This window comes from Sphingomonas psychrotolerans (genome assembly GCF_002796605.1).
Taxonomy (GTDB): Bacteria; Pseudomonadota; Alphaproteobacteria; order Sphingomonadales; family Sphingomonadaceae; genus Sphingomonas; species Sphingomonas psychrotolerans.
In genome coordinates this window covers 1,838,173-1,860,218 of record NZ_CP024923.1, presented here as the reverse complement: position 1 = coordinate 1,860,218, position 22,046 = coordinate 1,838,173, and the positions used below count along the sequence as shown (strand labels likewise).

General features: G+C 65.6%; 21 protein-coding genes. 8 read left to right on the top strand and 13 right to left on the bottom strand.

What is annotated here, in order from left to right; all coding sequences use genetic code 11:
- Positions 1–47 precede the first annotated feature (47 nt).
- The 3 genes from CVN68_RS08485 (at position 48) to CVN68_RS08475 (ending at position 1,554) form a co-directional block, all read left to right on the top strand.
- Positions 48–287: a hypothetical protein gene (locus tag CVN68_RS08485; protein ID WP_100281817.1), complete on the top strand. Its 240-nt coding sequence runs from the start codon at positions 48–50 to the stop codon at positions 285–287.
- A gap of 235 nt (positions 288–522) precedes the next feature.
- The gene (locus CVN68_RS08480; protein WP_100281816.1) at positions 523–918 is read left to right on the top strand and encodes a VOC family protein; all 396 of its coding nucleotides are present in this window, start codon (positions 523–525) and stop codon (positions 916–918) included.
- Positions 919–1,137: 219 nt separating this feature from the next.
- On the top strand, positions 1,138–1,554 hold the full coding sequence (locus CVN68_RS08475) for a hypothetical protein (protein ID WP_158298800.1): 417 nt from the start codon (positions 1,138–1,140) through the stop codon (positions 1,552–1,554).
- A gap of 144 nt (positions 1,555–1,698) precedes the next feature.
- On the opposite strand, the gene CVN68_RS08470 is transcribed toward CVN68_RS08475, so the two are convergent.
- From CVN68_RS08470 to CVN68_RS08445, 6 genes are all read right to left on the bottom strand, one after another.
- Positions 1,699–1,857: a Flp family type IVb pilin gene (locus tag CVN68_RS08470; RefSeq protein ID WP_100281814.1), complete on the bottom strand. Its 159-nt coding sequence runs from the start codon at positions 1,855–1,857 to the stop codon at positions 1,699–1,701.
- A 79-nt stretch (positions 1,858–1,936) separates the two neighbouring features.
- Positions 1,937–2,959 carry a hypothetical protein gene (locus CVN68_RS08465; protein WP_100281813.1) on the bottom strand — a complete coding sequence of 341 codons (1,023 nt, stop codon included), beginning with the start codon at positions 2,957–2,959 and terminating at the stop codon, positions 1,937–1,939.
- Between the two features lie 109 nt (positions 2,960–3,068).
- Entirely contained in the window at positions 3,069–4,295 is a 1,227-nt protein-coding gene (locus CVN68_RS08460) for a type II restriction endonuclease (protein ID WP_100281812.1), read from the bottom strand.
- Positions 4,295–4,747 carry a very short patch repair endonuclease gene (locus tag CVN68_RS08455; protein WP_100281811.1) on the bottom strand — a complete coding sequence of 151 codons (453 nt, stop codon included), beginning with the start codon at positions 4,745–4,747 and terminating at the stop codon, positions 4,295–4,297. Before CVN68_RS08455 ends, CVN68_RS08460 begins: the two co-directional genes overlap by 1 nt.
- Positions 4,740–5,981, bottom strand: a complete 1,242-nt coding sequence (gene dcm / locus CVN68_RS08450; RefSeq protein WP_100281810.1) for a DNA (cytosine-5-)-methyltransferase — start codon at positions 5,979–5,981, stop codon at positions 4,740–4,742. Before dcm ends, CVN68_RS08455 begins: the two co-directional genes overlap by 8 nt.
- Positions 5,982–6,098: 117 nt before the next feature.
- A complete protein-coding gene (locus CVN68_RS08445; RefSeq protein ID WP_100281809.1) occupies positions 6,099–6,635 on the bottom strand; it encodes a hypothetical protein in 537 nt (178 codons plus the stop codon).
- Between the two features lie 135 nt (positions 6,636–6,770).
- Between CVN68_RS08445 and CVN68_RS08440 the strand changes: the two genes are divergently transcribed.
- Positions 6,771–9,278 (top strand): DegT/DnrJ/EryC1/StrS family aminotransferase, encoded by a 2,508-nt coding sequence (locus CVN68_RS08440; protein ID WP_100281808.1) that lies wholly within the window; start codon positions 6,771–6,773, stop codon positions 9,276–9,278.
- Positions 9,275–10,318, top strand: a complete 1,044-nt coding sequence (locus CVN68_RS08435) for a glycosyltransferase family 2 protein (RefSeq protein ID WP_100281807.1) — start codon at positions 9,275–9,277, stop codon at positions 10,316–10,318. The genes CVN68_RS08440 and CVN68_RS08435 overlap by 4 nt, the downstream gene beginning before the upstream one ends.
- A gap of 241 nt (positions 10,319–10,559) precedes the next feature.
- Here the strand turns inward: CVN68_RS08435 and CVN68_RS08430 are convergent, their stop codons facing one another.
- From CVN68_RS08430 to CVN68_RS08415, 4 genes are all read right to left on the bottom strand, one after another.
- Positions 10,560–12,143: a NosD domain-containing protein gene (locus tag CVN68_RS08430; protein ID WP_158298799.1), complete on the bottom strand. Its 1,584-nt coding sequence runs from the start codon at positions 12,141–12,143 to the stop codon at positions 10,560–10,562.
- Positions 12,144–12,328: 185 nt separating this feature from the next.
- Positions 12,329–13,108, bottom strand: coding sequence for an SDR family NAD(P)-dependent oxidoreductase (locus CVN68_RS08425; RefSeq protein ID WP_158298798.1), 780 nt, complete (start codon positions 13,106–13,108; stop codon positions 12,329–12,331).
- Positions 13,109–13,180: 72 nt separating this feature from the next.
- Entirely contained in the window at positions 13,181–13,555 is a 375-nt protein-coding gene (locus CVN68_RS08420) for an SdpI family protein (protein WP_199560238.1), read from the bottom strand.
- Entirely contained in the window at positions 13,552–13,848 is a 297-nt protein-coding gene (locus CVN68_RS08415) for an autorepressor SdpR family transcription factor (RefSeq protein ID WP_100281804.1), read from the bottom strand. Before CVN68_RS08415 ends, CVN68_RS08420 begins: the two co-directional genes overlap by 4 nt.
- 268 nt (positions 13,849–14,116) lie before the next feature.
- Between CVN68_RS08415 and modA the strand changes: the two genes are divergently transcribed.
- The 3 genes from modA to CVN68_RS08400 are packed head-to-tail and all read left to right on the top strand — an operon-like array spanning position 14,117 to position 16,167.
- Positions 14,117–14,875: a molybdate ABC transporter substrate-binding protein gene (modA, locus tag CVN68_RS08410; protein ID WP_100281803.1), complete on the top strand. Its 759-nt coding sequence runs from the start codon at positions 14,117–14,119 to the stop codon at positions 14,873–14,875.
- Position 14,876: 1 nt separating this feature from the next.
- Complete coding sequence (modB, locus tag CVN68_RS08405; RefSeq protein ID WP_100281802.1) at positions 14,877–15,566, top strand: molybdate ABC transporter permease subunit; 690 nt, start codon at positions 14,877–14,879, stop codon at positions 15,564–15,566.
- Positions 15,556–16,167, top strand: a complete 612-nt coding sequence (locus tag CVN68_RS08400) for an ATP-binding cassette domain-containing protein (RefSeq protein ID WP_100281801.1) — start codon at positions 15,556–15,558, stop codon at positions 16,165–16,167. Before modB ends, CVN68_RS08400 begins: the two co-directional genes overlap by 11 nt.
- Before the next feature lie 37 nt (positions 16,168–16,204).
- Here CVN68_RS08400 and CVN68_RS08395 read toward each other — a convergent pair whose 3' ends face one another.
- The 3 genes from CVN68_RS08395 to rpoC form a co-directional block, all read right to left on the bottom strand.
- Positions 16,205–17,071, bottom strand: coding sequence for a 2-dehydropantoate 2-reductase (locus CVN68_RS08395; RefSeq protein ID WP_100281800.1), 867 nt, complete (start codon positions 17,069–17,071; stop codon positions 16,205–16,207).
- Entirely contained in the window at positions 17,068–17,577 is a 510-nt protein-coding gene (locus CVN68_RS08390) for a DUF1993 domain-containing protein (RefSeq protein WP_100281799.1), read from the bottom strand. Before CVN68_RS08390 ends, CVN68_RS08395 begins: the two co-directional genes overlap by 4 nt.
- A gap of 114 nt (positions 17,578–17,691) precedes the next feature.
- A complete protein-coding gene (gene rpoC, locus CVN68_RS08385; protein ID WP_100281798.1) occupies positions 17,692–21,975 on the bottom strand; it encodes a DNA-directed RNA polymerase subunit beta' in 4,284 nt (1,427 codons plus the stop codon).
- Positions 21,976–22,046: the final 71 nt, after the last annotated feature.

Sequence of the window (22,046 nt, the reverse complement as noted above, 5' to 3'; positions counted from 1 at the left end):
GCGGATTTGCTGCGACGTGCCCGGCTCCGTTTAAAAGGGGAGTTCGAATGAAAAAGGCCATCCAGATTTTGTGCGTCGTGCTGATCGGCGTGACCGTGATGATCGGCTTTCGCTGGCATCGTTATGTCACGAGCTCGGACACGCCCTATGACGAAGTGGGCATCACGCTGAACGGCTACATGCCCGGCCCGTTGCGCACATGGGGCTGCCACAAGCTGAAGGAACGCTTCCCCGGCCAGCTGCCGCCTTATGGCTGCGCCGGCCCCGACGGGCGCAGCTGGGCCTGACGACCGCGCGGCCGGGCGGGGGTACCTCTCGCCCGGTCGCGCCTTACCGGCAGCGCGAATGTCCGGAACTGGTGGTTTGCTGACCGACCGCTTCCAGGAACTTAAGGCGGGATAGCTGCCGTTTCGCGGAAGCGCGGCCGGTCCGATGATGCGCCATCGGAGGCAGGTCACCGGCTTGGACGATTGCTTGTGCGGCTGACCTCGGCCAAGGCAACCCTCCGGCAGGAGAAAACACGTGCTCTTCCACACGATGGTTGGATCTAACGACATCGAGCGCTCTAAGCGCTTCTACGATAAAGTGCTCGGCGTCCTCGGCGTAAGTGGGGCTACGCTGAACATATCCAATAGCGGCCATACTCGCCTTTTCTACCGGCACGGGAATGGCACCAGATTCATTGTGACGCAGCCGATCAACAATGAGGCAGCGACAGTGGCAAACGGCAGCACCGTCGCGTTTTTGTGTGACTCGCCTGAGCAGGTAAAGCAGTTCCACGACGTCGCAGTCGCCAACGGCGGTACGTCGATTGAGGCGCCTCCTGGGTCTCGCAAGACGGCGCTGGGAGTGATTGAGCTAGCCTATTTTCGGGACCCGGACGGCCACAAGCTTTGTGGTATCCACATTCCTGCATGAGAACTCGAACCGCATAGCTGAGCAAGCCAAGCGCTCTCGCAGGTTGTATAACGCGGCCTCCAACCGTTTGTCTGCTAACATGCCGACGGCGAATGATCGTGAACGTCCGCGTGTGGGGCGTTAGCTGCCAGTCCGCTTTCTGCGCTCGGCCGCGCACGAATGCCCGCGATTGGCGGGAAGCACGTTGCCGCCGCGCGGGTCTTCGGCATACCATCGGCCATGGACAACGTCAGCACGCCCTGGTTCCCGCTTCGAGATCTGCCGCAACTACCCGTCGGCATCGAGATCGAAGGTAGCCCTGAGGAGGTCATACTCAGGTGTGTCTATTCGTTCTATGGGCATGAACAGGATCTGCTCATCGACATCGCCGCCGAGGTGTTTGGTTGTTTCAGCGAAACCGCCGGCCCGGTGACCCATATATCCGACGATTACCCGAGGCTGAAAAACCCGAAATTCGACAGATACCTATGGCCTTTGATGGAAGTCGAGAATTCTACCTGGCTAGCGCTTCACCGGGATAAGCTATGGTTTCCCGATCAGCCCTACAAACACTATCGGGTCGTTTCTGACGATGGGACTTTCGATGCTATTTCGGCGAACAGGATTTTTGCCCGATGGGTTCGCCCGAAGGATTGAGGCAGGGTTCCCCACCGGGGCGCCAGCTATGGTTCGCGGGCAGCGTTTCGCTTTCGCCAATGCGTCTTTGAGAGAGCCGAAGATGCCCTCTCGCGGGGCCGAGACGATCATCCACCATGGCTGCTATAAGGGAACCGGCACCTGTCAGACCCCCGCCATCGCGTTGGTCGCGGTGCCGAAGATGGTGGCGAGGTTCAGCCCGAGCGCCTGAAACGCCATGATGCAGGCGACCGCGATCAGCGCGGCGATCAGCCCATATTCGATGGCAGTGGCGGCGGTTTCGTCGCGGATTAGATTGCGCATGTCTGGTCCCCCTCTTGCGGGAATTGTCGGTCAGGAGGGGTTGCCGAGGGATTAACCTGCACCAATTGGTATTGCGGCTCTAAGTCTCGCTGCTTGCGCCTTCGCCGCTGCGGCGGGCCTTCCACTCGGCCCAGCTGTCCTCGCGCGCCGCAGCCTCCCACTCCAGCTGCGCCTCGGCAATGCGGCGCTCTGCGGCAGTCTGTGCGTGCTGCCGCTCGTCGAGCGTCTCACCGGGACCCATATTGGTGCGAGGCAGGGTTTCGCACAGAGGGAGGGCGGGGCGGTCCGGCTCTCCGCATTCTTCCCATACGGCGCGGCGGAAAAGGTCGAGCTTGCGGCTGAGCGGCGATGCGAACAGCGCCTTCGGGCCATATGCATGCTCGTCCTCCCCGGATGTCAAATGCTCGATGAGATCGAGGCCGAGGCCGCCGCAATCGAGGATGAGTTCGATGTGAGTCAGCTGGCGCAACGTGAAGTCGGCAGCGACGGTTCGGCCGGTCAGGCGATAGTATCGCTCCGACCGGATCTTGGCCTTGTAGCGCTTGAGGATTTCGGCGAACCACGCCTCCCTCCGCTTCTCCTGTTCTGGAGTCGCCGTCTGCTCCGATTGCGAGGCGTCGGCGCGCGCCCGACACACCGGACAATTCTCTTGCGCTTCCCGCGCCACCGTTGCGGGGTTCCGCGTGCCTGCGGCGAGCGCGCCCGCGCCGAACCTGCCGGGCAGATAGTGGCGCAGGATGAAGGTGATGAGGCGGTCATTGTACCAGCGCCGCTCGCCGCACTGCTCGCCCTTGTAGAAGATCGGGACGGGCACGCCCTCGCGCGCACGCTCGATGGCGATGTCGGCAAGGCTTTGAACGCCGTGCGCGAGGGCGGCTTCCCAAGCTGCCCGAAAGCTCTCCGAACCGGGGGCAAGCCGGAGTTGGTAGGCGCCGACCGACGCCATGTTCACGCGCTTCGCGGCGGCGAGCACCGAGCCCGTTTCTGCAAGCGCGGCGATGAAGGCGCGCTGACGCTCGGCTGTCCAGCCGTCGTAGCGGTACTTCCTCGGCACCGGCGTGAAATCCGGAACGATGAGGGTGGATGGGACCAGGTTTCGCATCCGCCATTATATAACCAAATCGGTTCGTGTAGGAAAGGATTTTGTTCCTTTTATGTTCAGCGTGTTGGGAAGCCCCTTCAATCCATTGCCGCCGGCATCCGCCCGGCGATTAGCCGTGGCCGGTCTGCCGCTCCTTGACCAGCGACAGGAACGCCTCAAGGTTCATCAGCCAGCCTTGCTGCGCCGGACGATAGGTGACGTGGAGCCGTGAAGGCAGGACCAGCTGAAGATGCCGAGCCTGCATCTCGCGCGTCTGGTTTTCGGAAATGCCCGGTTCGAGCGTGAGCAGATGCTTTTCGGGAATGCGGTCGGCTTCGGAGAGGATCTGCCGCCAGCGGTCCTTGGCGGTCGATTTGGCGCCGAGCATGGTCAGCCGCGAGGCGGGGAAGGCCGGATCGCGATACTGCATCGGCCCGGGGAACAGAAAATCGGGCTTGTTGCGGTTCTCGGTCGCGGCGCCACGGCGATGCTCGACGCCATGCGCGATGAATATCGCCTCGAGATGGTTCTCGAGCGCTTGCCCGGCGCGGGACTTGCGGCGGTTCTGCACACTGAGCGAGAAGGACAGGAATCCGTCCACATCCGCGCCGTCCGGCGCCATGAAGCCCGCGGCGATGCGCTCGGCCACGATCCGGCGTTCGAGGCGACGGAACAATTGCTCCTCGCGATCCATCCATTCGACCAGCACCCGATCCGGATCGTCGGGCGCAGAGAGGTGGGGCAGCGACGATCGCGCGAGTTCCGAGAAGGTGCGGGTCGGCGGCATGGTGAGCCCGAAAGGTTCGATGAGCGTATCGAGCTCTCTGGCGTCGGGCTCACCCGGCGCGATGCCGAGTTCGCTGAGAATATAGCGTGCGATGTAGTCCAGCTCGGCGTCGCTCGATCCTTCGATCGGCTGGAAGGTAAAGCCGAACATCGGCTGGTCGTGCAAACCGAACAACCAGAGGAGCTGGTTCTGGATTGTGCTTTCCGCTGGCGTGACGACGGCGAGCAGCGAGCCGTCGCGTGCGAGCGCGATGAACAGCATGTCGTCCGCCCGCATCATCTCGGTGACCGCGTTGGTCGAGTAATAAAGGTGGAATTCCGGCGCCCGCGGCTTGCCTTTCCGCACGTTGGACCAACTCATGAAACCGTCTTCGGTCAGCGCCTCCTGCTCGCCGGAGAGCCAGATGAAGCGCGTCGCCACGCCTCGGCGATCCTCGACGCCGAGCAATTGCCGCAGCGGCAGCGTACCCTGAAATTCGTGCTGGTTCGATTTCTCGGTGATCGTTTCGACAAGGGTCAGTCGCTTGGCGACGACTCCTGCGAACAGATCCGAAAGAAATCCACGCCGCATCAACTTCCCCTGATTTCGAGCCGCGGGACCTCCGATCTGATCCATTCCGCGCAGGATGCCAACACGTCTTCGATCGGCAATCGCGTGCGGCCTTTCAAGGCACACTCCCAGATCACCGCATAGCGCCAGTCGGTCTTCGCCAGCGTCGCCTCGGCTTTCGCATCGAGTTCCTGGTTGCGCGCGATCTTGGCGCGCCAGAACTCCTCGCGCGTCTTGGGCCATTTGAACAAATGGCAGTCATGCCCGTGCCAGAAGCAGCCATGCGCGAAGAGGACGGCGCGGTGGCGCGGCAGAACCACGTCCGGAGTTCCCGGAAGCGATTTGTCGTGCAGCCGGAACCGGAAGCCGCGCGCATGGAGCCCCTTGCGAAGCAACAGCTCCGGATTGGTGTTCTTGCCCTTGATGCCCGCCATCATCCGGCTGCGGACCGCAGCCGAGACCACGTCAGCCATGGGCGAACGCCGGCTCCCGATCGGGTCGCGAGACGGTGACGGGGGGTGTATGCCGGCCGTCCGGCCGCGCCAGCGCGGTTGCCAGATGGGGCTTCATCGCCTGGGCGAGGAATTCCACCACCGGCACGACCACGGCATTGCCGAACTGCCGATATGCCTGCGTATCCGACACCGGGATGTGCCAGCGGCGCTCGCCGCGGTCGAAGCCCATCAGCCGGGCGCATTCGAGCGGGGTGAGGCGGCGCGGACGCTTGCCGGGCTGCGCGATCAGGATCTCCGAGCCGTCCTTGTAATAACGGGCGGAAAGGGTGCGGGCGACGTCGCCCGGGCCGAACAGACTGTAACCAAAGCCATTGCCCTTCGACGCGTGCTTCGCCTTATACGCCTGGAGATAGTCCCAGAGGCGCGGGGTGAGGGTGTATTTGGGATCGACCTCGTCGTGCGGCTGCAAGATGCTGCCGAGCTTCGGGCCGTCGCCCGGGAGTTCGAGTGCCTTGAGATTGAATGCGGTCTTTTCGCGGAAGCCGACGATGAAGATCCGCTCGCGCTTCTGAGGCACCCAATGCTCGGAGCTGATCACGCGCGTCTGGACGTGATAGCCGAGCTCGTTCTCGAGCACGTTGATGATCGTCGCGAAGGTACGGCCCTTGTCGTGCCGCTCGAGATTCTTGACGTTTTCGAGCACGAAGGCGGCGGGGCGGTGGTGCGCGATGATCTGCGCGGTATCGAAGAACAAGGTGCCCTGCGTGTCGCAGAGAAAGCCGTGCGGGCGGCCTAGCGCATTCTTCTTGGAGACCCCGGCGATCGAGAAGGGCTGGCACGGAAAGCCGCCGAGCAGCACGTCGTGCTCCGGAACGCGCTGCGGATCCTCGGCGAAGGGGCGGATATCCCCGGCGAGCGGATGATTGTCGCGGAAATTGCGCGAATAGGTCTCCTGCGCCTTGGCGTCCCATTCCGAAGTGAACACGCAGTGCCCGCCGATCGCCTGGAAGCCGATCCTGAGGCCACCGATCCCCGCGAACAGATCGATGAAACGAAAGGCTGCGTCGTTGGATGCGGCGGGGGTCAGTTTGGCGATCATCTCCAGCGTTCGATAGATCGGCGCCTTCGGCTCGATCTCACCGCGTTCCCAGCGATATACGGTGCTGGCGGAATAGCCGAGCTCTCCGGCCAGTTCCTCCACGCTCATCCCGGTCTGCTGCCTGAGTTGGGAAAAGCTGAGCGGACCGTGCATCGAACACCTCTGGGACAATTTCTGGCATTTTGATCGAGAGGTTCACAGCGCGCAAGAACAAAAGAGGATCGTCTGCGCGCATTTCTGTGGATGGCGGGGCGCGTTCGGCCCCGATCCTCACCCCATCGCCGCCCGCAATTCCGCCATCCGCGCGTCGAGCGGCGCGATCCGCTGCTGGTCCTCGGGCGAGAAGAGCGGCAGCACGTCCATCCCCGGCTCCCAATAAGGCCGCGTGATCTCGCCGCGCTTCGCGACGAGCGCGATATATTCGCGGACCAGTTCCTCATGACCGTCGGGCGCCATGATGTTGGGCCGGAACGTGGTGGGATCATAAGGCGCGGAAGGATCGGGCAGGAACAGGACGCGGGCGGGTTCGCCGGGCTGTGGCGTGACGTCGAGCAAGTCGCCCGCGGGGCTGCGCCAGACGGCGTGGTGCTCGGCCTCGAACCAGCGGCCGGGCCAGCGCCAGATTGCCCAGCCATAGACCGCCTCGCCGCCATGGGCCTCGGCGTGGGTCACCGAATTGTCGAAGCAATAGGCCGGCTTCGACGCGGGGGCGGGGTGGACGGGGACGTAGCGGGGGGTCTCGGGCGAGATCGTCGCGCAAAAGGCGAGCGTTGCCGAATCGAGCTGTTCCGGAGGACCGAGGATCATGGCACCGGGCTAGCCCGCGCGCGGGGCCGCGTCCATGCGGGGCGCGATAGCTTTACGAAATGGAAGGTTCGGCGCGGCTAGGATCGCGCGCAATCGCGCCGGTGCGTCCGGCGAGCATGGAACTGGGGAGTGTCTATGGATCGGCTGCCGTTGATCGCGCCGCGTCCGCCGAAGCTGAGCCTGATGGGCGAGGCGCTGGCGGAAATCGAGGCGCGCGGAGTCTATTCGAACGGCGGGCCGGTGGTGCGCGGCTTCGAGGCGGCGGCGACGGCGCAGCTGTTTGGCGGGGCGGGCGACTGTCTCGCGGTGGGCAATGCGACTTTAGGGCTGATGCTGGCGATCCGCGATGCCGCGGGACCGCGCGCGGGGAAGGGCTGTTTCGCATTGATCCCGGGCTTCACTTTTGCGGCGACCGGGCACGCGGCGGAATGGGCGGGGCTGACTCCGCTGCTGTGCGACGTCGACCCTGAGGATTGGGCGGCGAGCGCCGAGGCCGAGGCGCGGGCGTTCGAGAAATATGGCGATCGGATCGCGGTGGTGGTGCCCTATGCGACCTTCGGGGCGGGGATCGATCTGGCGCGCTACCGGGACTATGCCGCGCGGGGCGTGGGCGTGGTGATCGATGCGGCGGCTTCGCTGGGTGCGCTGGATGCCGAGGGGCGGCAGTTCGGCGCGGGGGCGCCGTTCGCGGTGGTGTACTCGATGCACGCGACCAAGGTGTTCGCGACGGCCGAAGGCGGGCTGATCCATTCGGGCGACGCGGCGCTGATCGAAAAGCTGCGGCGGATGAGCAATTTCGGCTTTGCCGGCGGGCGATCGGCCGAGGGGCCGGGGATCAACGCCAAATTGCCCGAAGTGCTGGGGCTGGTGGCGCGGGCGAAGCTCGACGAGATCGAGGGCGTCGCAGCGCACCGGATGCGGCTCGACGCAGTCTATCGCGCGGCTTTGGGCGGGTTCGCGGCGGAGAAGGGATTCGAGTTTCAGGAACTGCGCGGTTCGCGGCCGGCGCTGCAATTCCAGTCGCTGCTGCTGCCGCGCGCTTTTGCCGGGCACAGGCGCGCGATCATCGAGACGCTGGCCGGGCAGGGGATCGGCGCAGGCAGCTATTTCAGTCCGCATCTGGGCGAGCAGCCCTGGTTCCGCGCGCACGGCGTGAGCGAGCCGCTGCCGGTGTGCGACGATTTGGGTGCGCGGGTGCTGTCGCTGCCGGTGACCGACGGGATGACCGAGAGCGATGTCGAACGGGTGTGCGCGGCGCTGATCGACGCGTGCGCGGCATCGGGGCTCAAAGGGCTGCCAAAGGCCGAGCGGCGCGGCGGGCATGTTCACGCGGCGCTGATCGTCGGCGGCGGGCCGGCGGGGACGGCGCTGCTGACCGCCGCGAGCAAGAGCGACGCGCTGGTGCGGCTCGCCGAGGCGGGGCTGGCTGTGGTCGAACGCGACGCAGTGCTCGGCCGCGGCGAGATCGGGACCTATGCGATCACTTCGGACAGCACCGCCGAGACGTTCCTGACTGCGGTCAAGGGCAATGGCCATGCGGGCATCGCGGCGCTGGAGGGGCATTCGTCGGGGCAGGAAGTCGCGATGCATGCCGGCAAGCTCGGGGTGCCGCTGGCGCGGACGACGCCGTTTCTGGAGGCGACCGGCGCCGAACTGGCGGCGATCGTCGCGGGGCGCGGGGGCATCGTGGCGACGCGCAGCGAGGTGGTCGAGGCGCGGCGCGTCGATGGAATCTGGGCAGCACGGGTGCGCAATCTGGTGACCGGGGACGTGCGGGTGATGCGTGCCAAAAAGCTGGTGATCGCCACCGGGGGCTATCAGACCCGCGCCAATATCTATGCCGAGAAGGTGGCGGGCGCCGCGCTGGGCGATCTTGCCGGCGAGCGGCTGATGAGCGGGGACGAGTTCCTGCGGATCGGCGGGCTCGACGCGTTGCGCGCACGGATCGCCGGGGTGCCCGCGCCGCAGATCGCGATCCTCGGCGGGTCGACCAGCGCGCTGGCGGCGGCCGCATTGATCCTCAAGGCGGCGCCGGCATTGCCGCTGGGGGCCGGGGCGCTCGCGCTCTACCACCGCCGGCCGCTGCGGCCTTTTTATCCTTCGGTCGAGGCGGCGCGGGCGGACGGGTTCCGCGATTTCGGCCCGCAGGACATCTGCCCGGTGAGCGGCTTCGTCTATCGGCTGGCGGGCTTCCGGCTCGAGGCACGCGAACTGGTGCTGCGGATGCTCGGCGTCGGCGGGCGTGCCCCCGATCCGCGGATGGCGCTGCGGCAGATCGGCGAACTCGAGGACGCGGCGGTGCGCGCCGAGATCGAAGGCGCGGACGTAGTGATCGGCGCGCTCGGCTATCGCCCGCGGGCGCTGCCCCTGTTCGACGTAGACGGGAATCGCATCACGCTCGCCGCCGATGCGCCCGGCCGGCCACGGCTGGTCGACCAGCAATGCCGGGTGATCGATATGGAGGGACGGCCGGTGCCCGGCGTGTTCGGGATCGGGCTCGCTTCGGGGCATGTCCCCGACGGACGGCTGGGCGGCGAAGCGAGCTTCAGCGGCAAGGCCAACGGGCTGTGGCTGTGGCAGAACGACATCGGCCAGATGATCGTCGAGCAATTGTTCGACGCGCAGGCGCAGGCGGTCGCATGAGCGTGCCCGCCGTCTCGGTGATCATGGCAGTATACAACGGCGCGGCTTTGCTGCCCGAGACGTTGGCGAGCCTGCGCGCGCAGACGCTGCAGGATTGGGAATTGATCGCCGTCGACGATTGCTCGACCGACGACAGCGTCGGCGTGCTCGAACGCTTCGGCGACCCGCGGGTGCGGGTGATCCGCTCGGCGAGCAATGGCGGGCCGGTGGTCGCGCGCAACCGCGCCTTTGCCGAGGTTCACGGGCGTTATGTCGCGGGGCTCGATCAGGACGATGTCAGTCTGCCCGAACGGTTCGCGCGGCAAGTGGGGTATCTGGACGCGCAACCCGACGTGGCGCTGGTGAGCTGCGCGACCGACTTTCTGGTGGAGGGCAAGCGGCTGCCCGGCCATTGGCCGCGGCCGCTGACGCCGATGCTGATCGACTGGCTGATGCTGGTGCAGAACCCGATCGCCTGGTCTTCGGTGATGTTCCGCGCCGATGCCGCGCGCCGGCTCGACCCGTTCGAGCGCCCGGCGATGCGCTATGTCGAGGATTTCGACCTTTATCATCGGCTGCGGCCGTTCGGTCGGATCGCGCAGATCGACCAAGTGCTGATGCTCTATCGCTGCCATGCCGGCGGCGCTTCGCAGATGTTCAACGCGACGATGCGGGCGCATGCCGAGCTGTTGCTGCGCGAGCGGCACGCGGCTTTGCTCGGCGATGCGGCGGCCGATATCGCCGGACTGCTCGTCCGCCATGTCATGGCGCGCGAACCGGTATCCGATGTCGAGACACTCAACCGGCTGTTCGACGGCATCGCGGCGCTGCGCACGGCGTTCGGCGGCGCGAACCCGCATGAGGATCTCGCCGCGGTCGATCGCGAGATTTCGCAGCTCTGGTGGCGCATCTGCCGGGCGAGCGTGCGCTCGGGATCGCTGCTGCTCCACCGCACGCTCGGCACCCGGCCGCTGCCGCTGGGGAAGGCGGCGGACCTCGTCGCCAGCCAGATGATCGGCGGAGTGCGCGCAGTGAAGCGCGGGCTGACCGGGCGCGGGTGACGGGATCCTCCCCTTTGCAGGGGAGGGGCAAGCAGGGGGCGCCAGCCGGGCCGTAGACCCATAAAAAGCGGTCAGTCTGCAAGCGCCCCAATAGCGGATATGCAGCATCGCCGCGCCGCTGCCCGAAAGCAGACATGCGTTCAGCGTGGGGGTGAACGGCCCGCTAGCCGCTTCATTAGCGGGCCAATCCACACTCCCAGAGTGAATTGAAGCGCCGCTTTCGCGGCGCTTCAATGTTCAGCTATTGAACGATATGGTACGCGAAACGCTCGACCCCCGCGGCGGGAGTGCCAGTTCCAAGCGCAACATTGAAACCAGTGCCTGACACCGTCGCGAGCGGCCAACGGCCTGCCATCAGAGTGGCGAAATCTGCAGTCGTCGCCTTCAAGAATATCTGAGCGTTTGGAGCGATGCCGCCGTGGTTCACATGCGTGGTTAGCCCCGCGGCGCAACTTGCCTCTGCGGTGAGCGGTTGCCGGGTGTACATGTTCCCCGCTGTATCACTTGCGCTGCTCAGTCCCGCAACCCCGATCGTGCCGACTTCGGTAGCAGAGTTGTCGAGCCAACGGTTATAGGCGCCGCCATCTTCAACGAGGAAGTGTTTGGATATGTCGCTGCCTTTGTTGTGGGAAACCAGCGAATCGATTACGCGATTGAGTACGACTCCATTTTGAAGCGTATTTCTCAGATTGTTTCCGGCCACCACCGCACGACGCACTGAATGAGGCGATAAGACCCTGATGCGAATCAGGCCTTGTTCCTCAACCGGATCAACCTCGGCCGAAGCAAAGTTGACCACCAGATTGTCCTTTACTTCCAAGTCGGTGCAATCGGCACCCTTCAGGTCGAACATAATACCGTCTGCTAGCGCATTCCCAGTTCCCGCCAAATGGTTACCAATTACCTTTGAGGAGCTATGGTCGCCCACTTGCGATACGCCAAAATAGATACCGGTTTGCGTAAGGTTATAAGCATTGTTGAAACTGATATCATTGTCGCTGCCATCGTAGACCGACACTGCACCCTTGCCTCCCCAAATTCGATTGCGAAGAACGCGATTTCTCGAACCGTTGATGCGGATCGCGTCAGTCTTTGAACCGATAATCACGTTGTCGGCAACGAGATGCTCCTCGCCATGGCCATAGAAGAGCTTCTCGTGTACTTTAGCGAAGCAATTACGCACCGTGACCCGATTCGCAGCCGCTAGTCCGAAAGTGCGGATGGCCGTTACGTACCGCGCGTCGCTACCCACCTCGCCGAAATCGGACTCGATAAGATGATCGCCGCCGCCGGACATGCGAATGGCGAAATAGGCGGTTTCGCCATTCGTGTGCGTCGTGGGCCCGCCAATGAAGCGGCCGGCGATCTTTGCGCGTCGGCAGCCGACCAGATAGATTCCGACCTTCGGCGGCGAGTCTATCGTCACGCCCTCCAACTCGAAATTATCGCCCTCAACGTAGAGAAGTCCCGGCATCTGGATGCGGTCGCCTTCGTCGAGATTGGCTGCGTTGAGGGCGCCATCGCCGATGAGAGCTCCGGCGCCACGAAATGTCACGCCGTCGGCCACGACTTTGAAGATATAGGGAGGATTGGGCTGAAAAGCGCCAGAGGTGGCGGTCAGGCTTCCATCGATCCGAACGGTCATCGGCTTGTCGATGACGATCGCATCGAGCAGCCCGGGTGTTGCAACTACATAATGTCCGTTTATGTGAAGGGTGCCACCTTGTAATGTGGCAAGAACGGCTGCCTTTAGCGCCACGAGATTTTGCTCTGGCGTGTTTCCAGGGCTGGCACCGTGGTCGCTGGCATCGACGTGGAAAGACATATTATGCTCCTGCTTTGGGAACATATAGAGAACAGCCGTAATCCTACATTGCAAGCCTCTTTGCTCGATCGTTCGATCGGGTGTGCTGGGGGAAGGCACTCCGGCTGAAAGCTGCCTGTCAGCTAACCACCCATAGTCGGTCGCTCAGCCCTTGCGCCGAAAGCGCTCGTTTATGGGCTCACGACCTAATCCGCGCGGGCGAATTTGGCCACCAACGCGTCGGGAAGCAGTCGGGCGGCGGCGGCCTTGATCTTGCCGGTCAAGGCGGGGGCGATGACATGGTCCTTGCCCGCGAGCATCGCTTCGTAGCCGGCGCGGGCGACCGTTGCCGGATCGGCCTTGGGCTCGCTCGCAGTGAGCGAATCCGGATCGACCCCTGCGCGTTCGAAGAAGCCGCTCTCGGTGAGGTCGGGCATCAGCGCCGTGATCGTCACGCCGCTGTCGGCGATCTCCTCGCGCACCGCCTCGGCGAAGTTGCGCAGGAAGGCCTTGGTTCCGGAATAGACCGCGAGCTTCGGCGAAGGGCCGAGCGCCACGACCGACGAGGTGATCAGCACCCGGCCCGACCCGCGCGCGACCATCGCCGGCAGGAACAGCTTGGACGACTGAACTATTGAAGTGACGTTCACGGCGATCGACTGGAGCTCGAGATAGAGATCGCTCTGATCGACAAAGTCCCCCCAGGCGCCGGTACCGGCATTGAGGCAGAGAAAGTCGGGCAGGCCGGCGAACCTTTCGGTCTCATGGAAGAGCTTTGCGCCGGCGTCGGGGGCGCCGAGATCGATCGACCATGCATCGACCTGTGGCGCACCCGCTGCGCGCAGCTCGGCGGCGGCGCGATCGAGCTTGTCGCGGTCCTGCGCGACGATGATCAGCCGATGGCCGTCCCCGGCGAAGCAGCGGGCGAGTTCGAGCCCGATTCCGCTGGATCCTCCGGTGATCAGGGCCAGACCCGGTTGCGTCATGCGAATATCCTTTCGCATTGCACAACCGGCGAGACAGGTGCGAGGTCCTTCGCGGTTACGCGACGGCCCGGATCAGGCCGTTTTGGCCTTGGCCCGCAGCACCAGGCAATAGCCGATCGTCACTGCCATCCCCGCCAGCACCGCGGCGCACCCGCCGATCACCGCAATCTGGAACGGGGCGAACGCCCAAAATCCGGCATAGAGGAGGCCGCTCAGCACCAGCGACCAGCCGCCGACCCGGTGGACGCGCCGGGCGAGGATGCTCGGCACGAAGGCCTTGGGCATCCGATTGCCGAACCAGGCGATCATCAGCCCGTTCATGCCGATCACCACGCGGGTGAGCGTGTCATTGTCGACATAGCCCATCTGGCGCGCGGCGGTCCCGCCGAGCGCCACCGCGAGGATGCCGCCGGCCCAGGCCAGGCTCCCGATCAGATCCTTGTTCATCGTGCAGTCTCCTTGCTGGCCTTCGGCGACTCGGCGCCGAGGCTGAAAGAATCGACGAAGCCCAACAGCGCTTCTTCGAGCACCGAGAGCTTCAGGTGATAGATCACGGATTTTCCGGCCTTTTCGGCGTGCACCAGATCGGCCTCCCTGAGCACGGCGAAGTGGGCCGACATCGTCGGTTTCGACACATCGAACTGGCCACTGAGCTCGCCCGCGCTCATGGGCCCCTTGCGCAGGAGCTGCAGTACCCGCCGGCGGGTGGGGTCCGACAACGCTTTGAAGACCTGGCTCATATTGCGATAATTAGCTAAACATCTAATTGAGTCAAGGGTGATGTTCGATCGGGCGGAGGGGTGGCGCAGGCCGAGGCGGCTCTGCTGCTTCTGGATGTGGTCCCAATCCTCCGGTTGCAGCCATGTAGTGCTCCTGGGAAAGCAGGAGCCCAAGGTCGTGCAGCCCTTCATTATCCTGGGCTCTGCCTTCGCAGGAGCACGCGTTGGGGACGGTCCTTGCCCTGCACGTGGCGCCTGCGTCATAGCGGTCGCGACGAGGAGGCGAGGCATGCGGGTCGACCGGCGCGAATTCCTGATCGGTACGGCCGCGACCCTAGCGCTGGCGCCGCGTGCCTTCGCGGCGCAGCGCGCGCCGCTGGTGCTGGCGGCGGCGAGCCTGCAGGAATCGCTGGGCGCCGCCGCCGACGCCTGGGCACGGCTTGGCCATGCCCGCCCGGTGCTGTCGTTCGCCGCGTCCTCGGCGCTGGCGCGGCAAGTTGCCGCCGGAGCGGCGGCGGACCTGTTCATCTCCGCCGACGCGCCGTGGATGGACGATGTCGCGCGCCGCGGGCTGATCGCGCCGGGGAGCCGGGCGAATCTTGTCGGCAACCGGTTGGTGGTGGTGCAGCCGTCGACCGCGCGACCGGCCGGGGCGGCGCCCTTGTCGCAATTGCTGGCGAACGGGCGGATCGCGCTGGCGGACCCGGCTTCGGTGCCGGCCGGGCGCTATGCGCAGGCGTCGCTGACCCGGCTGGGTCTGTGGAACGCCGTCGCGCCGCGGGTGGTGCGCGGCGAGAATGTCCGTGCGGCGCTGGCATTGGTCGAGCGCGGGGCAGCCGAATGGGGCGTGGTCTATGCCACCGATGCGCGCGCTTCGCGGCGCGTGCGGGCAGTGCGAATGCTCCCCGCGGCGAGCCACCCGCCGATCCGATATCCGCTGGCGCGGCTGCGGGCATCGACCAGCGCAGACGCCGAGGGGTTTCGACGATTCCTGCTTTCGGGGGCGGGGAGGGCGATCTTCGCGCGCTTCGGGTTCACGGCGGCGTGACATGCTGACGCCTGAGGAATGGGGGATCGTCGCGCTGTCGCTCAAGGTGGGCGGGGTGGCGGTGCTGGTCAGTCTGCCGCTGGCGTTTGCGCTGGCATGGCTGCTCGCGCGGGGGCGCTTTCCCGGCAAGGTGTTGCTCGACGCGGTGGTGCACCTTCCCCTGGTGGTGCCGCCGGTGGTGACCGGCTGGCTGCTGCTGCTCGCCTTCGCGCCCGCGGGGCCGATCGGCAGCTGGCTGGCGAGCTGGTTCGGCGTCAGCGTGCTGTTTCGCTGGACCGGCGCGGCGGTGGCGGCCGGGGTGATGGCGCTGCCGTTGATGGTGCGCGCGATCCGGCTGTCGATCGAGGGCGTCGACCGGCGGCTCGAACAGGCGGCGCGGACACTGGGCGCGGGGCGCTGGCGGACCTTCCGGACCGTGACCCTGCCGCTCAGCCTGCCGGGGGTGATCGCCGGCGTGGTGCTCGGCTTCGCGCGGGCGCTGGGCGAGTTCGGCGCGACGATCACATTCGTCTCGAACGTGCCCGGCGAGACCCAGACCTTGCCGCTGGCGATCTATGCCGCGCTGCAGACGCCCGGCGGCGAGGCTTTGGTGCTGCGGCTGGCGGGGGTTTCGGTGCTGCTCTCGCTGGCGGCGCTGATCGTCTCCGAACTCATCGCGCGGCGCGCGGGGCGGGGGCTGCATGTCCTTTGAAATCGATGTGGCCAAGCGGCTGGGCGAGGCCGAGATCGCCTGCCGGATCGAGGGCGGCGACGGGCTGACCGTGCTGTTCGGCCCCTCGGGCGTGGGCAAGACCAGCGTGCTGAATATGGTGGCGGGGCTGGTGGCGCCCGATCGCGGGCATGTCCGCGTCGGGGGCGAGGTGCTGTTCGACGCCGCGCTGGGCGTGGATCTGCCCTCCGAGCGCCGCCGGGCGGGCTATGTCTTTCAGGAGCCGCGGCTGTTCCCGCACCAGCGGGTGCGCGCCAATTTGCTCTATGGCTGGCGGGCGGGGCAGGGCACCGTCGATGTCGACGAGACGATCGCCTTGCTCGGGCTGGCGGGGTTGCTCGACCGCTGGCCGCGGACGCTCTCCGGAGGCGAGGCGCGGCGCGTGGCGATCGGGCGGGCGTTGCTGTCGAACCCGCGCTTCCTGCTGCTCGACGAGCCCCTGTCCTCGCTCGATCGGGCGCGGCGCGACGAGATCATGGCACTGATCGAGCGGCTGCGTGACGCGCTCGGGCTGCCGATCCTGATGGTGACGCACGATCGCGGCGAGGCCGAGCGGCTGGGGAGCCGGATCGTGGAGATTTAGCCCCTCCGTCACCCTGGCACTTCGGCCGGGGTGACGGTTACGGGTGCACCGCCGCCCCCAGCACCGCCGCCAGCGCCCGGTTCAGCGGCGTCGCGATGCCGTGCTTCTCCCCCAGCCGCACGATCACGCCGTTGCGCGCGTCCAGCTCCATCGGGCGGCCCGCGACGAAATCGGCGTGGAGCGAATTGACCGAGTCCGGATGCGCTTTCCGCGTCCATTCGACCACCTGGTCGGCGAGCTTGTCGGGCAAGGTCGCACCCTCGGCGCGGCCCACCGCGATGCACTCGCGGACAAGGCCGCGCATCACCTCGGCGATGCCCTCGTCGTTCGCGACTTCGGCCGCGCGGCGCGTGATCGCGCTGACGATCCCCGAACAATTGATCGCGAGCTTGCGCCACGCCGCGGTGGCGAAATCGGGAGTGGTCTGCGCATCGATCACCGTGCCGGCGAACAAGGCGACCAGCGCTTCGCCGGCCGCACCTTCGGGCACCAGGATCGTGCCGTCGCGGCGCTGGACGATGCGGCCGGGGGCGGTGCGCTCGGCGGGCAGGTCGATGATCACCGGCACCGTGCGTTCGGCGGGGACCGTCGGGAAGCGCTCGCTTTGCTCGACGCCGTTCTGGATCACCGCGAGCCGCGTGCCGGGACCCATCAGCCCCGGGAGCCACGCTGCGGCGGCGGCGCAATCATAGGTCTTGGTGGTGGTCAGCACCCAATCGACCGGAGTCGCCGCGGCGGGATCGGTGAGGATGCGCGGCGTGGCGCGGATCACGGCCTCGGGGGCCTCGATCTCGAGATCGGCGAGCGGGGTACGCGCGCAGACGATGACCTCGTGCGTTTGCGCCAGCCACGCGGCCAGCGTCCCGCCGATCGCCCCCGCGCCGATGACCGCGACCCGCGTCATCCGATACCGCCCAGATAGTCCATCTTGCCGAGCGGCACGCCCTTGTGGCGCAGGATGGCGTAGGCAGTGGTGAGGTGGAAATAGAAATTGGGCAGCGCGAAGCCGAGCACATAGCCGCGGCCCCTGAACTGGAAGCTGCGCGACGGGGTCTTCAGTTCGACATCGGCGTCTTCGCGGCCGTCGATCGACTCGCGCGGGACCGAATTGAGGAAATCGACCGTGGCGGCGATGCGCGCCTGGAGCTCGTCGAAGCTCGCTTCGGTGTCGGGCATTGCGGGAGCTTCGACCCCGGCGAGGCGCGACGCGGCGAACTTTGCGGCGTCGCTCGCACGCTGGATCTGTGAAGCGAGCGGCGCCATGTCCTCATAGAGCCGGGCGGTGAGCAGGTCTTCGTGCGCCACGCCGTGTTCGTCGGCATGGGCGCGGGCCTTTTCGAGGAACGCGGCCATCGCCTTGAAGCCGCGGAGGAAAGCGGGGACCGTCAGGTCGTAGAGTTCGGTTGCCATGCGGGCCAGATAAAGCGGCCGACCCGACTTGGCTACACCCACGAAAAAGCCGCCGCCCGGTCTCCCGGACGGCGGCTTTTCTGTTTCAGCGTCCGAGCCGCCGAACGAAAGCGATCACTCGCTCTCGTTCAGATACTCGCCGGCGTCCGCGTCGGTGCCGTGGCCCGAGGGGACCACGCTGGCCAGTGCGTCGTCGCCGGTGCCGCCGGCGTCGCGGGCCGAGCGGGCCAGTTCGGCTTCATGCTCTTCCTTGGCCGAGTTCGGCGCGATCAGCGTTGCTTCGTTCATGCGGCGCTGGGCCACCCGAAGCGCCGCGTCACGCGACGAGGCTGCGACACGCAGGCGGTTCATGCCCGCGCCGGTACCGGCGGGGATGAGACGGCCGACGATCACATTCTCCTTGAGGCCGAGCAGAGTGTCCTGCTTGCCCTGGACCGCCGCCTCGGTGAGGACGCGGGTGGTCTCCTGGAACGACGCCGCCGAGATGAAGCTGCGGGTCTGCAGCGACGCCTTGGTGATGCCGAGCAGGATCGGCTTGCCCTGTGCCGGGGTCTGACCCTTTTCGAGCTTGGCATTCTGCTCGTCCATTTCGTCACGATCGAGCTGCTCGCCCACCAGCAAGGTGGTGTCGCCGGACTCGATGATCTCGACCTTCTGCAGCATCTGGCGAACGATCACCTCGATGTGCTTGTCGTTGATCTTCACACCCTGCAGTCGATAGACTTCCTGGATTTCCGACACGAGATATTCCGCGAGCGGCTCGATGCCGAGCACTTCGAGAATGTCGTGCGGATCGGGGCTGCCGCCGATCAGGTTGTCGCCACGCTTGACGTAATCGCCTTCCTGAACGTCGATCACCTTCGATTTCGGCACCAGATACTCGACGACCTCGCCACCGTCCTCGGGCATGATCCCGATCTTGCGCTTGGCCTTATAGTCCTTGCCGAACACGACGCGGCCCGAGACCTTCGCGATGATCGCGTTTTCCTTGGGCTTGCGTGCTTCGAACAGCTCGGCGACGCGCGGCAGACCGCCGGTGATGTCGCGGGTCTTGGCGGACTCGCGGCTGACACGGGCCAGAACGTCGCCGCCATGGACCTGTGCACCGTCCTCGACCGAGAGCACTGCGCCTGCCGCCAGCATGTAACGGCCGGCCTCCTCGGCGCTTCCGCCGGTGAGGGTCAGGCGCGGACGCAAATCCTCCTTCTTGGCGGAGATGCCGCGATTCTCGGTGATGACGCGCTGGGCGATGCCCGTCGCTTCATCGACCTGCTCGGTCATCGTCTTGCCTTCGATCACGTCGACATATTTCACGATGCCGGGGTTCTCGGTGATCACCGGCATGGTGAACGGATCCCACTCCGCCATGCGATCGCCCTGCGAGACGATGTGGCCATCGTCGAACAGCACATACGCACCGTAGGGAATGCGGTGCACCGCGAGTTCACGGCCGTCCATGTCGACGATCGCCAGCTCGGCCGAACGCGAGGTGACCACGCGGCGGCCACGCTGATCGACGATCATGCGGACGTCGCGGAATTCGACCTTGCCGTCGATCGGCGCTTCGAGGTTCGACTGCTCGTTGAGCTGCGCCGCGCCGCCGATGTGGAAGGTCCGCATCGTCAGCTGGGTGCCGGGCTCGCCGATCGACTGCGCCGCGATGACGCCGACCGCTTCACCGATGTTCACCGGGGTACCGCGGGCGAGATCGCGCCCGTAGCACTTGCCGCAGACACCGATCCGCGCTTCGCAGACCAGTGGCGAGCGGATCTTCATCCCCTGGATGCCAGTGGTCTCGATCTGCGTGATCATCGCCTCGTCGAGCAAGGTGCCCGACGGGATGAGGACCTTGCCGTCCTTGTCGACCACATCCTCTGCCGTGGTGCGGCCGAGGATGCGCTCGCCGAGCGACGCGATGGTCGAGCCGCCCTGGACGATGGCACGCATCTCGAGCGCGCGCTCGGTACCGCAATCGTCTTCCATGATGACGCAGTCTTGCGACACGTCGACCAGACGACGGGTGAGGTACCCCGAGTTCGCCGTTTTCAACGCGGTGTCCGCGAGGCCCTTACGGGCGCCGTGGGTCGAGTTGAAATATTCGAGGACGGTCAGGCCTTCCTTGAAGTTCGAAATGATCGGCGTCTCGATGATCTCGCCCGAAGGCTTGGCCATCAGGCCGCGCATGCCGGCGAGCTGCTTGATCTGCGCCTGCGAACCGCGGGCACCCGAGTGGGCCATCATGTAGATCGAGTTGATGTCCTTCTCGCGGCCGGTCACCGGATCGCGCTTAACCGCCTTGATCTCGTCCATCATGGCGCTCGCCACCTGATCGCCGCAACGGCTCCAGGCGTCGATCACCTTGTTGTACTTCTCCTGCTGCGTGATCAGGCCGTCCTGGTACTGCTGCTCATAGTCCTTCACCTGGCCGCGAGTGTCGTCGACGAGACCCACCTTGGCGTCCGGAATGATCATGTCGTCCTTGCCGAACGAGATGCCCGCCTTGAACGCGTGGCGGAAGCCGAGTGCCATGATCGCGTCGGCGAACAGCACGGTCTCCTTCTGGCCGGTGTGGCGATAGACCTCGTCGATCACGTCGCCCACGTCCTTCTTGGTGAGGAGGCGGTTGACGGTCTCGAACGGCACCTTGTGCGACTGCGGGAGCGTCTCGCCGAGCAGCATGCGGCCCGGCGTCGTCTCGTAGCGCTTCATCGACATCACGCCGGCTTCGTCGGTCTGCGGCACGCGGCTGATGATCTTGGTGTGCAAGGTCACCGCACCGGCGTTGAGCGCCTGATGGACTTCCGACATGTCGGAAATCATCATGCCCTCGCCGGGCTCGCCTTCCTTCATCATCGACAGATAATAAAGGCCCAGCACCATGTCCTGCGACGGCACGATGATCGGCTTGCCGTTGGCGGGGGACAGGATGTTGTTGGTCGACATCATCAGGACGCGCGCTTCGAGCTGGGCCTCGAGGCTCAGCGGAACGTGGACGGCCATCTGATCGCCGTCGAAGTCGGCATTGAACGCCGAGCAGACCAGCGGATGGAGCTGGATCGCCTTGCCTTCGATCAGCACCGGCTCGAACGCCTGGATGCCCAGACGGTGAAGCGTCGGCGCGCGGTTCAGAAGGACGGGGTGCTCGCGAATGACTTCGTCGAGAATGTCCCAGACTTCCTTGCGCTCCTTCTCGACCCACTTCTTCGCCTGCTTGAGAGTCATCGACAGACCCTTGGCGTCGAGGCGGGCGTAGATGAACGGCTTGAACAGCTCGAGCGCCATCTTCTTCGGCAGGCCGCACTGGTGCAGCTTGAGCTCAGGCCCGGTGACGATCACCGAACGGCCCGAATAGTCGACGCGCTTGCCGAGCAGATTCTGGCGGAAGCGGCCCTGCTTGCCCTTGAGCATGTCGGACAGCGACTTGAGCGGACGCTTGTTGGCGCCGGTGATCGTGCGGCCGCGGCGGCCGTTATCGAACAGGGCGTCGACGGCTTCCTGGAGCATGCGCTTTTCGTTGCGGACGATGATGTCCGGCGCGCGCAGCTCCATGAGGCGCTTGAGGCGGTTGTTGCGGTTGATCACGCGGCGATAGAGATCGTTGAGATCCGACGTCGCGAAGCGGCCGCCGTCCAGCGGCACCAGCGGGCGCAGCTCGGGCGGGATGACCGGAACGACATCGAGGATCATCCACTCGGGGCGATTGCCCGAATCGATGAAGCTTTCGACGACCTTCAGACGCTTGATGATCTTCTTGGGCTTCAGCTCGGACTTGGTGACCGCGAGCTCGTCGAGCAGCTCCTTGCGCTCGCCCTCGAGATCGAGGTCGATCAGCATCTGCTTGACCGCTTCGGCGCCGATGCCGGCCGAGAAGGCGTCCTCGCCATATTCGTCCTGCGCGTCGAGCAGTTCATCCTCGGTGAGGAGCTGATACTTCTCGAGCGGGGTCAGGCCCGGTTCGATGACGATATAGGCTTCGAAATAGAGCACGCGCTCGAGCTGCTTGAGCTGCATGTCGAGCAACAGGCCGATGCGCGACGGCAGCGACTTGAGGAACCAGATGTGCGCGACCGGGGCGGCGAGCTCGATATGGCCCATCCGCTCGCGGCGAACCTTCGAGACGGTGACCTCGACGCCGCACTTCTCGCAGACGATGCCCTTGTACTTCATGCGCTTGTACTTGCCGCACAGGCACTCGTAATCCTTGATCGGCCCGAAGATGCGCGCGCAGAACAGGCCGTCACGCTCGGGCTTGAACGTGCGATAGTTGATGGTTTCCGGCTTCTTGATCTCGCCGAACGACCACGAGCGGATACGGTCCGGGGACGCGATGCCGATCTGGATCTGGTCGAAGGTCTCCGGCTTGGCCACCGGGTTCGCGAAGTTGGTCAGTTCGTTCATTTCTGTTTCCTCATGGGAGGACAAATCTCTGGGCGGGGGAGGGAAGGGAGCATCGGTTTTGTAAACCGACG